This is a genomic window from Bradyrhizobium sp. USDA 3240 (assembly GCF_054063295.1).
The window spans coordinates 5,154,378-5,168,448 of the sequence record NZ_JBSSGD010000002.1; the positions used below are offsets into that span (position 1 = coordinate 5,154,378).

The 14,071-nt window shown below is 57.6% G+C and carries 12 protein-coding genes; 11 read left to right on the forward strand and 1 reads right to left on the reverse strand.

Annotated features, from left to right (window positions below):
* The first annotated feature begins 89 nt into the window (after positions 1-89).
* The 7 genes from ACVIGA_RS25005 to ACVIGA_RS25035 all read left to right on the forward strand — a co-directional run bounded on the left by ACVIGA_RS25005 (position 90) and on the right by ACVIGA_RS25035 (position 10,418).
* Positions 90-1,208 carry an integrase arm-type DNA-binding domain-containing protein gene (locus ACVIGA_RS25005; RefSeq protein WP_456668374.1) on the forward strand — a complete coding sequence of 373 codons (1,119 nt, stop codon included), beginning with the start codon at positions 90-92 and terminating at the stop codon, positions 1,206-1,208.
* A gap of 364 nt (positions 1,209-1,572) precedes the next feature.
* Positions 1,573-2,274, forward strand: a complete 702-nt coding sequence (locus tag ACVIGA_RS25010; protein ID WP_456668375.1) for a hypothetical protein — start codon at positions 1,573-1,575, stop codon at positions 2,272-2,274.
* 712 nt (positions 2,275-2,986) lie between these two features.
* On the forward strand, positions 2,987-3,271 hold the full coding sequence (locus ACVIGA_RS25015; protein ID WP_456668376.1) for a DUF3833 family protein: 285 nt from the start codon (positions 2,987-2,989) through the stop codon (positions 3,269-3,271).
* A gap of 838 nt (positions 3,272-4,109) precedes the next feature.
* Entirely contained in the window at positions 4,110-4,328 is a 219-nt protein-coding gene (locus ACVIGA_RS25020) for a helix-turn-helix transcriptional regulator (protein ID WP_456668377.1), read from the forward strand.
* Positions 4,329-5,148: 820 nt separating this feature from the next.
* On the forward strand, positions 5,149-5,748 hold the full coding sequence (locus ACVIGA_RS25025) for a hypothetical protein (protein ID WP_456668378.1): 600 nt from the start codon (positions 5,149-5,151) through the stop codon (positions 5,746-5,748).
* A 1,102-nt stretch (positions 5,749-6,850) separates the two neighbouring features.
* Positions 6,851-8,317, forward strand: coding sequence for a hypothetical protein (locus ACVIGA_RS25030; RefSeq protein ID WP_456668379.1), 1,467 nt, complete (start codon positions 6,851-6,853; stop codon positions 8,315-8,317).
* Positions 8,307-10,418: an ATP-binding protein gene (locus ACVIGA_RS25035; RefSeq protein WP_456668380.1), complete on the forward strand. Its 2,112-nt coding sequence runs from the start codon at positions 8,307-8,309 to the stop codon at positions 10,416-10,418. The genes ACVIGA_RS25030 and ACVIGA_RS25035 overlap by 11 nt, the downstream gene beginning before the upstream one ends.
* A gap of 39 nt (positions 10,419-10,457) precedes the next feature.
* Here ACVIGA_RS25035 and ACVIGA_RS25040 read toward each other — a convergent pair whose 3' ends face one another.
* On the reverse strand, positions 10,458-10,643 hold the full coding sequence (locus ACVIGA_RS25040; protein WP_456668381.1) for a hypothetical protein: 186 nt from the start codon (positions 10,641-10,643) through the stop codon (positions 10,458-10,460).
* Between the two features lie 476 nt (positions 10,644-11,119).
* Here ACVIGA_RS25040 and ACVIGA_RS25045 point away from each other — a divergent pair, with 476 nt between their 5' ends.
* The 4 genes from ACVIGA_RS25045 to ACVIGA_RS25060 are packed head-to-tail and all read left to right on the forward strand — an operon-like array spanning position 11,120 to position 14,023.
* Positions 11,120-11,428, forward strand: coding sequence for a transposase (locus ACVIGA_RS25045; protein WP_420840936.1), 309 nt, complete (start codon positions 11,120-11,122; stop codon positions 11,426-11,428).
* Entirely contained in the window at positions 11,425-11,781 is a 357-nt protein-coding gene (gene tnpB / locus ACVIGA_RS25050) for an IS66 family insertion sequence element accessory protein TnpB (protein ID WP_176528770.1), read from the forward strand. The genes ACVIGA_RS25045 and tnpB overlap by 4 nt, the downstream gene beginning before the upstream one ends.
* Before the next feature lie 50 nt (positions 11,782-11,831).
* The gene (gene tnpC / locus ACVIGA_RS25055; RefSeq protein WP_208067377.1) at positions 11,832-13,382 is read left to right on the forward strand and encodes an IS66 family transposase; all 1,551 of its coding nucleotides are present in this window, start codon (positions 11,832-11,834) and stop codon (positions 13,380-13,382) included.
* The gene (locus tag ACVIGA_RS25060) at positions 13,379-14,023 is read left to right on the forward strand and encodes a UPF0149 family protein (protein WP_224943706.1); all 645 of its coding nucleotides are present in this window, start codon (positions 13,379-13,381) and stop codon (positions 14,021-14,023) included. The genes tnpC and ACVIGA_RS25060 overlap by 4 nt, the downstream gene beginning before the upstream one ends.
* Positions 14,024-14,071 lie beyond the last annotated feature (48 nt).

Below are 14,071 nucleotides of genomic sequence, written 5' to 3' on the forward strand. Positions count from 1 at the left end.
CCCTTATTTTACAGTAGTTTACGCGACTCGACCGTCGTATAGTACGGCATGGTTATCCGCCTCAATCCGCGTGAAAGGCGTGCCAAATCGTGCCAATTCTTGGACTCACAGATCTCTCGGTTCAATCACTGAAGCCCGGTCTGTATATGGACCGGAAGACGCCAGCTTTTGGCTTGCGCGTAGGCAAGCGTCGAAAGACCTGGATCGTCCTCAAGGAGCCAAATCGCACCAAAATTCGGCTGGGTCATTATCCAGATCTCAAGCTCGCGGAAGCGCGCCGCCGCGCGTTCGTCGCCCTCGGCACTCCGGTCGGGCAGAAGGAAATCAGCATCGAGTTCGACCAAGCGAAGCTCGTCTTCGTCGAGGAGAACTACAAAGGCAAAAGCGAGCGCACCAAGTCCGAAACGCTTCGCCTCCTCAACCGGTTGGAATTGCGATGCACGCTCGATGAGCTTGACGATGCATCGATCGAGCGTGAACTCGGGAAGCTTTCCGACGTGCCCAGTGAACAGCTTCACGCATTCCGCGCGCTTCGGACGATGCTCCGGTGGTGCACGAAACCTCCCCACCGCTACATCAAGCGCAGCCCGCTCGAAGGCTATCCGGCTCCGGGCAATGACAAGAAACGAAGTCGCATCCTGAGCGACGCCGAGCTCAAGAAGGTGTGGCACGCGTGCGACGGCTTCTTCGGCGATATGATCCGGCTCATCATCTTGTGGGGATGTCGGAACGGCGAAATAGGACGGCTACAACGAGCCTGGCGTGAAGGGCGCGTGGTCACCATCCCTGGAGAGTTCACCAAGAACGGGCGCGCGCACGCAATCCCGATCCTGCCGATGGCGCGTGCGATCCTCGATCGGCAAGAAAAGATCGGCGACAATTGGCGAGACAAGAATACCGACTATTACTTCCCCGGTCACATCAAGGGTACACACTTCAACGATGGCTCGTGGGGAAAGCTGAAAAAAGAGATCGACAAGCGATCAGGTGTGACCGGATGGCAAGTGCGCGATCTTCGGCGAACCTTCCGATCCATGCTCGCGCGCCTCGGAACAACACGTGAGATCGCAGAGATCATGCTCAACCACGTGACAGGCGGGGGCAAAACCGACCTCGACGAGATTTACGACAGGTACGATTACCTACCGGAGAAGCGCGCTGCGCTGCAAAAGCTCGAAGCTCACATGAAAAAAATAATAGCTGCCTAGGGCGTAGTCTCATTGGCGCGTCGAGGTATGGCCGGATGAATTCAAGCTGTAGAAGGCAAGTTTGTTGGTGGCACGCTTGTTGTAGCGCGGTTCGATCCGATCTCATGACGTAAGACAGCTCAACTTGCCCGCGACTGGCGCGCTCGAATGGGGCCGGCTATCGGCGATGCCGTCAGACCGCGGCGGCCGCTCTCGAACCCACTTTTCCCTTCGCGACCCCACACCTCAATCTCTCGGCCATGTATAGTCGTCGCGTTTCGGCCGATAGCTGCGGCCGCGTCCAACGTGATCGCAGGCTTCACTGACTTTGAGCGATTGTCGACAGTGATTGTGTACTCTAAGTTCGGTTTTCGCGATCGTGGGGGTGACCGTGCTGCGCATTGATAAGGGTGGAAAGAAGCTTATTCGATTGAAAAGATCCGTTCTCGCGGAAGCCGACCATTGGGAACGCGAACTGCAAGCGATGATCTGTGTCGCGCCGGATTCATTCTGCGAGGAAATCGGAGAAAGTTTATGGATCATTGGACAGGAGGTTCGGCCATCTGACACGGTACAGGATCGAATTGACATTTTGGCCATTGATGAAGATGGCAGCGCGGTTGTTATCGAGCTAAAGCGTGGAACGCATAAGCTACAACTCCTTCAGGCAGTGAGCTATGCGGGCATGATCTCCCGGTGGTCGCCCGATCGCTTCATCGAAACATTGGCCGCGAACTATGGTCAATCCAAAGAGGATGGGCGATCGGAAATAGAGGAGCATGTCGGATCAGATGTCTCGTCGGTAAATCAGGCACAGCGCATACTGCTGATTGCAGAAGATTTTGATCCTGCGCTCCTAATGGGCGCGGAATGGCTCCACGAGAGCTTCGCGGTGGATATCCGGTGCTATCGAATTCAACTCTCGCGGGAGGAGAACGGTAGCGACTACCTAACCTGTACCTGCATTTATCTCCTCCCATCGAAATCGCGACCCTTACTCGGGGCTCCGAGGCAAAGCCCGGTCGCACCGCTACCGCTTGGAGCGATTGGGAAACCGCGCTGGAGGGCGTCGAAAACACTGCTCTGAAAGAATATGTCCGAGCAGAAGTGGCGAAGCATCAGGAAGGAAGATTGCGGAACCGTGAGATCATCTACCGAGTGGCTGGTCAACGCCGCTTTTACCTCAGCTGTAGAAGAAAGTATGCCTACGTTTGGCAAGCCGGCCGATTTGAGGGAGACTTGGCATATTGGCAGGAACGGCTTTCCGAGCCGGACCGTGTGAAGCCCGTCAACGAGCAGCGAGGCCTTCGTTTTCACCTTACAATCACAGCAGACTTCGCAGCCTTCTCTACCGCGATGAGAAACGACCTTGCCAATATCGAGTTTGCCGAACCCGCTGACCTGGATGGGCCTGCGGAGAGTGAATAGGTCGCTGTACGAATCCGGGGGATTTGAATATCCCGCAAGGAAGCAGTTTGAAGTATGAGGTCGACCTGAACTATCGTTTGAAGTACACACGCACGACGTGTTCAGCTGCTCCGGCTGCTTATATGACGCCGCAGAGCGAGGAATGTTCGTAGGCTCCCATTGATCCAGGGCCTAAGGAGTTCTTCGGCGTAATTGTCGCACGGCCGCGTTGCTTCAGAACGCGAGGCCTGTCGTCCAGTGCAGTGCCGATCGGAACCGATTGGTAACAGGTGGATTAGTTTTCGGGAGCATTCCGGAGCGGGTCCGCCAATGGCAATCGACGATTTCAAAGGGACAAGGCCGATATTTCTTCCCGAGCAATTTTTTCTGGGATGGATCGAAGGTTGGCGGTGGTAGAAAGTCTGGTGGGCGGGTTGCTGAAGCGCGCGACAATCGCGGCCCACGGTGAATTCGAGTCAGACACGAAAATCGTTCTATTCACCGAGACTTACACATTTGATGACGGACATTCTGACACGTTGCATTGGACGATACGAAAGGGCGACGAGGGTAGGTACACCGGATTGGAAAACCGACTCGAAGGCGATGCAATAGGTGAGCAAGCAGGAAGTACACCCGCGACTCCCCGCAAATCGGGGGTAAATCTTTCAAGCTGAATTTCGACGATTGGTTCTATGCGATCGACGATCGCGCCTGCATCGTGCGTGGGAGTGCTGGACGTGCGGGCATTCCGTTTGCGACGGCGCACATAACATATCGGAAGCTATGAACAACCGTCGCGTGTTCTCCTGTACTTGCGGGCTATGCGCCCTTGGGCCCGGCCAGCCAGGAACACCGAGCGGGCTGAGCTGCTCACGCGCCATGTCGACCTGAGATTTTTCGGGCTCCACGTCCTTGAGGGGCGCGGCCCCATGCTCCGTCGTCCCAGGCCCATCCACCATTAGTCTTGCAATTCGCCGCGGGCCGCTCCAGAGCTCGACCACCGGATGCGCTTCGAGGAATTTCAATGATCGACGTCTTGCCTCGTCGTCGCCGCCGCACTCTAGCTCGTAGGTCGCGTGCGTGGCTCCCCATAGATCGACAGCGTATGCCACGTAACGCATGGTCGTACACACAGGCCGGTGGCGGACCGCCTCCGGCAGAAAGACAAGGCTCCTGAATTCACTTCGGATCAGCCTGTTTGTTCCTGCCAATTGCGGAAATCTTGGGTCGACCATGCACGCGAAATCGATCGCCCAATTGAATGCGCCTATTAGGTTGGCCGGCCTGGCTCGTATAACGCTTTTCGCGTCGCGAGATCTACGCAGGCTCGAGTTTTGCGTCGATTGCTACTCGATGCGACAGGTACCGTTACCTACCTGAGAAGCGAGCGGCGCTGCATAGCTCGAAGGTCATGTGAAAAAGTTGCTCGGTTAACGAGCCGCTTCGGATAAGCTGTCCTCGTCGGCTGACTTAACGGCCGTCGCGACGGCTCCAACCCAATGGAGCTAAGCGATGACTGGCAAGGAAGTGGTCAACTGGCGTGGACTTAAGGCACTTGGAATCCCCTACAGCCGCACGCATTGGTTCAGGATGTGTTCGAGTGGAGAAGCGCCGCGGTTTTTCAAACTCGGCCGCCACAGAAACAGCCCGCCCGTGTGGTGGCTGCACGAGATCATCAAGTGGCTTGAAGCTCGCGCAACAGCCAAACCTGCCGACGCTCCAACAAAGTAGGAGCGGGGCTGGCCCTCCAAAGCCAGCCCTTCCTTCCAGAGCCATTCTTGTGGATCGCCAGCTTGTGCCCCGCCGCCAACGCAAGGCGCGGTGCGCAGTGTGAACGGATGCCGCGCGCAAGCCAGGGGTCGGAAGTGTAGAAACCAGCGAGCTCGTTAAGGGTGACGGCACGACAAGCTCCTGTACTGTGTGCAGTGAGAGCCTCGCTGAGGCATGTTCGGCGCACTAAGGCACTTCAAGGTGGAGAGGCGCCACCCAAGCGCGGTTTTTCATCCCTAGAATTACGACCTGTCAATATCGGTGCCATGACGGTTCCCACGGGCGCTACCTGCTATTGAAATGCCGCTCAGTCGGTTCGTTCAAGTTGGCTCTGTAAATGCCCCGTGGCGCGTAAGGGATGCCAAGAAAAACTTAGCCATCCCTTGCAACTTCCGAAGTGCCAGATCTGGAAGCTGATCGACCGGACGCCATCAATGCTCTTCCACGCGGTGACGCTTTCATCGGCTCCATAGTCTCGGGATCACGAGGCGTTCTTGAGCGCAGCGTCGGCAACAAAATTCTTTCCTGTCCTCATGCCTAACCACAGTCGTTCACTTGCCCTCACTACGGAGCATAGCCAACGTTTTCATCACCCAGCAGTCGCGTGTATTTCTGACGCGCGACGGCATCAAATGCATCGCATAGGCAACTGATCAGAACCAGCAAATGCGCTGAACGGACTGAGCTCGATGTCGCATTTTCAAGGCGGCGTTTCTGACCTCACCGCTGCCGACCCTTACGGCGACAAGCGGACCTCCTCGGCCATGATAGAATAGACGTAATGTCTTCTTTTGAAAGGCTCGGCGGAAAAACAAGCCAGGAGAAACTTCGTCAAAACTTTAGAGAGTTGCGAGCGCGAGTTCACGAAGCCATGAAAGTTGAGGAGGAAGCGCGTCTTCGTGAGAATCCAAAGCCTACAGAGGAGGAGCTCTATATGGCCGCATTTGTGGAATGGCTTGAGCCGCAGGTGCGCACCGCCGTAATCGAAATGAACAGAAAAGGATACGCGACGCAGTCGTCAGGTTTTCATGGTGAGGACTTCGAAATACAGGCGATTGACGGGCACTTTATCCTCGACGAGGAGACGAAGAGCGTATTGAAACAAATGGGAGTGGATGTATGGCGAGGAGAAGAAATCGGCGTCCCTGAGAACAAACTTATCACCATGCTGAGATTTGAGGCCAAGGATCCATCGATCGATAAGATAAAAGAGCAATGGGACGCGGTCGCGGCGGTGCTTCCAAAAAAGGACTATCCTGCCGGAATTCGTACGATATGTGACAGGGCCGAGGAATTCAGGCTGCAATACGCGCCGGATCATCCGAGTCTTGAAGAAGAGCGTGACAGATACTTTGAATACCTTGATCAAAGTACGGATTAACCGCTTGCGGGCTGTCGTGCTTGTGAGATCAGCCCACCCCGTGACGCGGCGGACGCAAATCCGTCGCCATTCGTCGATCACGCTAGCAGCCGCTGCAAGCGCAGTCTCTAGAATGTCAGGTCAGCTTTTTTTTACATATGGGACAGGTGGTCCTCTCGCCGGAAGCCGGCATCCAACTATAGATATGGTCAACGCAAATGAAGTGACCCTTTTCGCATATCTTGCCGCCAGCCATATCCTTGTCCTTGTTGCATACATCACACCGTCGTTTCGACATTATCTCCTCCCTCGCGATCACTCTTGACATAGCACGATGGCGAGGAGTCCTCAAATATTGAGGCTTGTAAGGCGAAGAGAGAAAGCTCTCTGGAGGAGTAGCCCCTCCTCACACTCCACCCTACGCTCCACCTTTAGGGCAAGGCGGGGTAAACGGCCGACATGTGCATCCATGAGTCGTCATGCACAGGCCGTAGATCGGGCATCTCCGTGCGACTTCCATGCCAATGGCAGTGATGTGAGCCGCCTGAGGCGGCTCCTGCCTCCACAACAAGAACCCCACTTAGTGGAGGCGAATGCTTCATCGAGAGGAAGCTAGCCGACAAGCATACTCAGAGATGCAGGCAGGATATATGGGGAGGCGTGTTTAGAGTAAGCCAACGTCGAGGCATTTTCAGAGAAGTCGAAGAGTCTCATCTGATTTCAATATTCCTGATTATCTTCTGAACTCGTCGAAAAGTCTCGAGGTGCAAAAGCAAATTCGTTTGCAGACGATTTTGATTTCCTGAGATTTCATGATTCGCGCTTTTGCGATTTTTCCGATCTTCACTGATCAATCCGTCTTCACGCCCGAGGCATCTCTGCTCCGGGGCCGCCATTCCGGCTAATCCTGGCGCGAGACTTAGGGTCGGTGCTACTGGCGTGTAACCTTCAGATGTGATATTTCAGCAATACTCCGTTCGTCTCTCCGCCAGTGGGGCGGCCGCGGCAACGCCGCCAAGTGCCCGAAAGTAAGGAGCACATCTAAGCGTTTCGGAGACAATGTGAATTGCGGGTGGTTGCTCGCATGCGAATGTTCTTGCTCTTCTGCTTAGCGCTAGTTGCGATGACCGCTGACGGGTCCGCTCAAGGGACGTCGACCCGTTGGGATCACAATGGCTCGGTAGTTTCACTTTCCGCTAGCGGTGCGCGGCGCCAATTTCACTATCAAATCCCTGCGGCCGATCTCCTACAAATCGGCGTTCAACCTGGAACTCTCCTGTTTGACGGGCGTAGGGAGGGCGACAAATATTCGGGAACGGCGTACGTCTTCTCCAAAATGTGCGGCGCACTACCCTACATTACGGCAGGCCCGGTCGCACCCGATCAACGCGCCGTCACCATGTATGGAAAAGCGCCAATCGTAAATTCAAGTTGCCGCGTAATCGCATATCGGGACGACGTTCTTGTCTTCAGCCTTTCCCCTGAAACTAAGGCGAGCACCGACCAGAGCCCTGCTGAACAAATCGCGCCCCCAACGGCACAAAACATCCCTATTCAATCGGACAGTGAGTACAATAGATTGCTAGAACAGTGGAAAGTCTGCTTCGACATCGAGCGACCGGATCAAACCACTGGCACTCGCATTGCAAAATGTGACGCGGCATTATTATATTCGCATCTTACCTACGATGATCGTGCGCGATTGCTCACGCGGCGAGCTGCGCTTGTAGATCGTGGGCTTCTGACCGCGCAAGCTCCCATTCGTGTTCCGCAAAATAGCGACAACATATTTAGTACAGCCTCGACGGTGGGCGACGCGGCAGCTTCTCGGAGCGAAAGTATCTGGCCCATCGTGAACGTTGCACCATCGAAAATCATTCTGTTCGTGTTGCTGGCAATCGTTGGAGTGATACTCATCGGGAGGGGTGCCTATCAAATGTGGATGCCGCAGCCGGTAGCATCCAGCAGCTCCGCTACTGATATGCAAAGCGCTACGGCCGAGCGGGCGTCAAAGGAAATCGAGTCGCTTTCGTTCGCTGAAAATCCTGTTCCGAATCCCGGCAGTCCTGAAGGCTCTCCGGACGCCTACCTTCGTCACGAGCCAGCTTCGCAATCTATGTCGCTCAAGTTACGGCGCTCACAGCGGTCTACTTTAACCGGAAAAATTATCTTCGTACTTGATGCACGCATCGGACTCAGCGCAGAGGCGCATGCGCTCATCCAAAAATATCGGCTTGGAAGCTTTGTTGTCTACGACAGTCAAGCACGCGAGAGACACCGAGAAGCAACGAAGGAGCATCTTGAAACCACGCGGGATCATCCTCCTTTGACAAGCGGTATGACGACGCAGCTTTTAGGTCTAGGGAAAACCTTTTATCGCCTGGGCCGCGCCTCAGTTAGCGCAACGATGGCGGCGCTCGCACTTCGCATTACTGTCGATAGCCTCATTCGGGGCGTTCATGTTGAATGTGACAGCATGGACGAACTACTTGGAGCTGAAAGGGCCATCAAAGAAGCCGCCACTAACTTGAAGGGCTTTCTTGAAGAGGCCGCCACATTCGATGGACGGGAGGAAGTCGTTGAGCTCTGAGTATCCACGCCGGTCGGTGTTTACTCCTTTTCCACGTCGCTTCACGGACGAGCGGGCACGTGAGCTGTCGGACACTATTTCCCTATATGACCAAGTACGCACGGCGCATTGCGGATCAATGTGGGCGCAAGAAGATTCGATCGCACGCGTGAATGCGCACGTTGCAGAGCAGGTCGGGGAGATTATTGAACGGCCGGCGCCAACTACGGTTATGAAGGCGTTGGATCGGTGCCAAGAAGAGATCCTGGCCCTAGAAACGACCATCTTCTCCTGGCCCGACATGGACCTGAACGCCGCGACGCTGTCCATCAAGGAGCACGTGGACCTGCGTCGCTTTCTCCGTGCGAAGCAACACTTTCTCGCGAACGACGAGCGCGTAGGCGATCTGCTCATTACGGCTCTACGCAATGTTGGTTGGGGCTTTATTTCCAGCTTGCCTGAATTGTCCGAGAGCGCGGATGCTGCGCCGCTCACGGTTCCACTCATCTGTCTGCTGCGCAATCCGCATCAAGTCGTGGACAGGATCATCGGCACGATCTGCAAGCAGGGGCACGTGGAGGCCGGCCTGTTTACGGCATTGTACGAGCGATTGTACGCCAATTTATGCGAGGCCTCGGGGGTTTCTCCGGAAGATGAGAAACATCGAAGGCCGATGATCTACGCAGCCGACTCCGAGCTCCCGCCGATCGAGCTAGTCGAGACATATCTGAAATGCACTCCTTTCGTTGACCTCTTTCTTTGCCTGTTGCCCTTTAGTATCCCTGCAAAGACCCGCTTTGAGCACCAATGGATTGTTGCGCCGCCAGGCGCCGGAAAGTCGACGCTCCTTCAATACCAGATTTTGCGCGACCTCGAGCTTGTAGCCGCGGAGCAGGCGTCCATCGTCGTCATGGAAAGTAACCGCGACCTCATCAAGGCGATCGAAGGATTAAAGGTGTTCGCGCCGGGAGAACGCCTCGACGGCAAGCTGGTCATCATTGATGCCGAAGACATCGAATGGCCGGTCGCTCTCAATCTTTTCGACGTGGGGATTGAAGAGACGGAGTCCTACTCCCCTGCCGAGCACGAAGGTTTCCGCAACGCCGTGCTAGCGCTGTACGATTACATCTTTAGCTCGTTGCTGTCGGCGGAGATGACCAGCCGCCAGAATACATTGTTTCATTTCACGATCGAGCTTCTGCTCACCATCCCGTCGGCTACGATTGATACTCTCATTGACCTGATGCAGCCCCGCGGCCTCACTCAGTTCGAGCAGCATCTGTCCAAGCTCGATCCGGATGCGAGGCGGTTTTTTGAGCTGAAGTTCAACAGCAAGGAGTTTGATCGCACCAAAGAGCAGGTCGTTGATCGCCTATTCGCTGTCAAGCGCATCCGGACGCTCTCGAGAATGTTCGCGGCGCCGAAATCTAAGTTCGATTTTTTCACCGAAATGGGCGCTGGGAAGGTTATCCTCATCAATGTCCCACAGAGTCTCCTTCAAGAAGAAGGCGTCGAAATTGTGGGCCGCTTTTTCATCTCAATGATCTTGCTCGCCGCGCACAAGCGTCAGCTTCTTCCCAAAGAGCAGCGTCTTCCGTGTTTCGTCTACATCGACGAGTGCCAGGATTTCATCAAGCGCGATCCCAAGATACCGGTCATTCTTGATCAGGCACGTAAGCTCAACGTCGGCTTAGTCCTCGCGCATCAACGATTGCAGCAAATGCAGCCGCATGTCCTCGACGCACTGTATGGCGCGACCGCAGTCAAATTCGCTTCCAAGATCAGTGACGCGGCTGCTCATGCGCTTGCCCGCGACATGCGAACGACCCCAGAGTTCATTCTCAATCAGCCACCGTATCATTTTGCGGCATACATCCGCGGCATGACAAATGCCGCGCTATCGGTCGGCGTGCCGGCGACCGACATGAATGCGATGCCGCGCATGACGCCGGCTGAGCACGCTGCCGTTCGCCAAAGCACCCGAGAACGCTATTCGGTCGAGCCAGCGGCACCGGCAGCTGTTTTGAGGGATGCCGGGAAGCCGCGTGCAACGGTAGAAAAGCCGCCTGACGCAGGGCCAGCCGCAGCACTAGATTTTGGCGGTGATGATTGGCGATCATAGCAGATCAAAAGGAAGCCCGCCGAAGCGGGCCTGAAGTCGTTACGTTGCGTCGGCTGCCTTTGAAGGACACGTGCTTGCGCGGTGTCCTGGCTCGTTACAGATCGAGCACTTCGGAATGCGTCGCTCGCGAGCCGTGCCGCCCAATAGTTCATTAAGCTCGGCGTCCAATTCTTCGCGCTTTTCGATCAGATCCTTGACCCGTGCGATCTTGCCGTCCAAGTCCATTTGCATCACCTCCTTCCGTGAACAATAGTCGATCGACGATCGGTCGTCACTGCTTGCAGGGATGCACGCCACAACGCGTGCTCTGCTATGTGCCGCTACACGCTTGGATGACGAACAGTAGCTATTGTTCACTTTTTATTGGTCGCTCGGCTCTGATCGTACGCGTGCGAGGTCGCATCTGGTACAGTCCTCTCTTATGGATGCGACCTCAACGTCGGCGATGAACCGTCGGCCTCGCTTTCGGCGCTCGGCAGAACCGGTCCCGTTTCGAGTGATAGCGGTACGACAACCCCACCTCGTTTAAGTGGACGGGATGAGCGAGACTCGCGCGTGGATTTGACAACGCGAGGGACGCTCGTTCCATGCATCAAGACAGACATCAAGACAGGCATGATGCCGCCTCCTATCAACGGATCGAGGTGATCACAGGGGAAAGGCGACGGCGCAGTTGGAGCGATGCGGAGAAGGCGCGGATCGTGGCCGAGAGCGCCGATCCGGAGACGAGCATTTCCGAGGTGGCTCGACGCAACGGGGTGAACCGGGGACTGCTCAGTGTGTGGCGGCGCCAGGCGCGGCTCGCGTCGAGCGAAGCGCCGCAGTTCGTGCAAGTCAGGCTCGACGCCGCCGTCGAGGCGCAGCCGAACGCGATCGATAAGGCGCATGTTCTGACGGGGCCGGCCGAGCGGATCGAGGTGATGATCGCGGGCGCGACGGTGCGCGTGCCTGTCCGCGTCGACACTGCGACGCTGGAGCGCGTGCTGGCGGCGGTGAGATCGACGCGATGATCTCTTTCGGTCCAATGGTCCGTGTGTTCGTCGCGACGCAGCCGATTGACTTTCGTAAAGGCGTTCATGGCCTTGTCGCGCTGGTAGCGGAGGGATTGGGCGGCAAGCCCTACAGCGGTGACGTTTATGTCTTCCGATCGAAGCGATCGGATCGTTTGAAGTTACTGGTTTTTGACGGCTCGGGAATGGTTCTAGCGACGAAGTGGCTGGAGAATGGGGGCTTCGCCTGGCCACCTGTTCACGAGGGTACGATGCCGGTAACGGGGGCGCAACTGGCGATGCTGATTGAAGGTCTTGCGGAGTGGTCGCGTGTGGTCCCCAAGGTGACGAAGCGGCCGACGAAGGTTGCCTGAAGCGTCTTGTTTTGCTGGCGATTGTGAGTGTGTTCGTGTAGCTCTGCGATATGGCGCTTCGCCCCGAAGATCTCCCCTGTGACCCTGCAGCTCTTGCCGAGATGGTGTTGGCTTTCGAAGGCGAGAACGATGATCTGCGCGCAGAGATCGCCACGTTGAAGAGCCTGATCTTCGGCGCACGATCGGAGCGCTCGGCGATCGTCTGCGCCGAACAGATCGCGTTTGATCTGGAACCGACCGCCGGCTCACAGCTCCCGGCCAATGACGACAAACCGGACGCGCCGAGACCGAAGCGGCGCAAAGCGAGGCGCAACATCGGCGCACTGCCGGCGCATCTGCCCCGGATCGAGCGGGTGATCGAGCCGGCGTCCACGCGGTGCCCGTGCTGCACGGGTCAGATGCATCGGATCGGCGAGGAGAGCAGCGAAGCGCTCGATCGGGTTCCCGCGTGGCTGCGTGTGCTCCGCACGATCCGTCCAAAATACGCCTGCCGCTCCTGTGAGGGCGCGATTGTCCAGGCCCCGGCACCGGCGCGGCTCGTCGAGGGCGGCATGGCGACGACGGCGCTGATCGCGCATATCGCCGCGGCCAAATATGCCTGGCAATCGACGCTCTACCGCCAGACGCAGATCCTGGCGGGTCAGGGTGTCGTCGTCGACCGTCAGACGCTGGCGCGCTGGATGGGGAGCGCGGCGTGGCTGGTCAGGGGCCTCTACGATCTGCAACTGAAGACTATGCACGGCTTCGAGCGGCTGTTCTGCGACGAGACGCCGATGCCAGTGCTCGATCCGGGACGCGGCCGCACGAGGATCTGCCAGTTCTGGGCGCACGCGACGGACGATCGGGCGTGGAAGGGGCCGGCGCCGCCGGCGGTCGCCTACGTGTTCGCAGGTGGTCGCGGCAAGAAGGAGATCGTGGCGCAGTTGGCCGGCTTCGAAGGCGTGCTGCAAGTCGACGGCTATGCCGCCTACGCCTCGCTGGCGGGCGATGCGAAGATGTCGGGCCAGATCCAGCTGGCGTATTGTCTCGTTCACGCGCGCCGCAACTTCGTGAGGGTGCACAAGACGACGAACTCACCCTTCGCCGCGGAGGTCATCGAGCGCATTGCGGCCGTCTACGCGATCGAGGAGAGGATCCGCGGTCTCGACGCCGGGGAACGCCGCGCGACGCGACAGGCCGAGACGAAGCCGCTGATGGAAGCGTTGAGGATCCGTCTGATCGCGGTGAAGGACGGGATCTCCCGCCGCTCGACGCTCATCAAGGCGATCGACTACATGCTCGAACGCTGGCAGGGCCTGACGGCGTTCCTGGATGACGGGCGGCTCGAGCCGGACACCAACACGGTCGAGCGATCGATCAGGCCCATTGCGATCGGAAAAAAGAACTCGTTGTTCAGTGGTGACGAAGGCGGGGGCGAGACTTGGGCGATACTCGCTTCGCTTCTTAACACAGCGAAATTGAATGGTCTCGACCCCGAGGCGTATCTCATCGACGTTCTCGATCGCATGGTGAGCGGCGCCACGAAGACCAACCAGCTGCACGAACTTCTGGCCTGGAACTGGAAGGCCGCACGCGAAGCCGAAAAGCGGGCCGTGGCATGACGAAGCCGAAGCAACGGCGAGGAAAACGGGCCAAGACGACGATGGCGGACTATGCCATGTCGTTCGAACGGCTCGGGCAATGGATCAGCGAGCGCGCCAGGTCGCCGACGCTTCGGCATCCGCGGGCGACGTCGCTCTCCATGCTCGACGGCGCGGTGGCCGCGGTCGTTGCCGGGCCGGTCTCGATGGCGTCCGAGGAATGGGTGTGCCCGCTCCTCGGCGTAGATCCCGACGCCTTCAATCACGACACCGAGGAGTTCTCGGCGATCGCCGCCACGCTGATGCGCCACAACGCAATCAGCGAGACGCTGTCGACGGGACCGGAGAGCTTCGAGCCGCTGTTCGTGCGATCACCGGACGGCGAAGTCGACCCGCAGCCCTGGTGCATGGGCTTCTACGCCGTCATGAAGCTTCGGCTTCTCGTCTGGTCGCGGCTTCTCTCCCCGAACGGAACCGAACACCTTATGCTGCGGCCGATCTTGGTCCATTGCATCGACGACGCCGGTCGGCCCTTGCTACCCCCGGCCCGGCACACGCTGGGAACGCTGCCCGTCGCTCAAAACGTCCGGCGCGACATTCCCGTAGCCGTTGAGGCCCTGCGGCAGTTCTGGATGCCTATACGCTTCAAGCGCGGTGCGTAGGCCGTCCGCGCCAAGTCGTGGCCCTCTCGCACCGTTTACTTTCGAGTC

Bases quoted from the DNA above. Each gene is read 5' to 3' on its own strand.
- ACVIGA_RS25015 (WP_456668376.1), top strand. From the start codon at position 2,987: ATGGATCGAAGGTTGGCGGTGGTAGAAAGTCTGGTGGGCGGGTTGCTG.
- tnpB (WP_176528770.1), top strand. From the start codon at position 11,425: ATGATCTCTTTCGGTCCAATGGTCCGTGTGTTCGTCGCGACGCAGCCG.
- ACVIGA_RS25040 (WP_456668381.1), bottom strand. From the start codon at position 10,643: ATGGACTTGGACGGCAAGATCGCACGGGTCAAGGATCTGATCGAAAAG.
- ACVIGA_RS25030 (WP_456668379.1), top strand. From the start codon at position 6,851: ATGACCGCTGACGGGTCCGCTCAAGGGACGTCGACCCGTTGGGATCAC.
- tnpC (WP_208067377.1), top strand. From the start codon at position 11,832: ATGGCGCTTCGCCCCGAAGATCTCCCCTGTGACCCTGCAGCTCTTGCC.
- ACVIGA_RS25060 (WP_224943706.1), top strand. From the start codon at position 13,379: ATGACGAAGCCGAAGCAACGGCGAGGAAAACGGGCCAAGACGACGATG.
- ACVIGA_RS25025 (WP_456668378.1), top strand. From the start codon at position 5,149: ATGTCTTCTTTTGAAAGGCTCGGCGGAAAAACAAGCCAGGAGAAACTT.
- ACVIGA_RS25020 (WP_456668377.1), top strand. From the start codon at position 4,110: ATGACTGGCAAGGAAGTGGTCAACTGGCGTGGACTTAAGGCACTTGGA.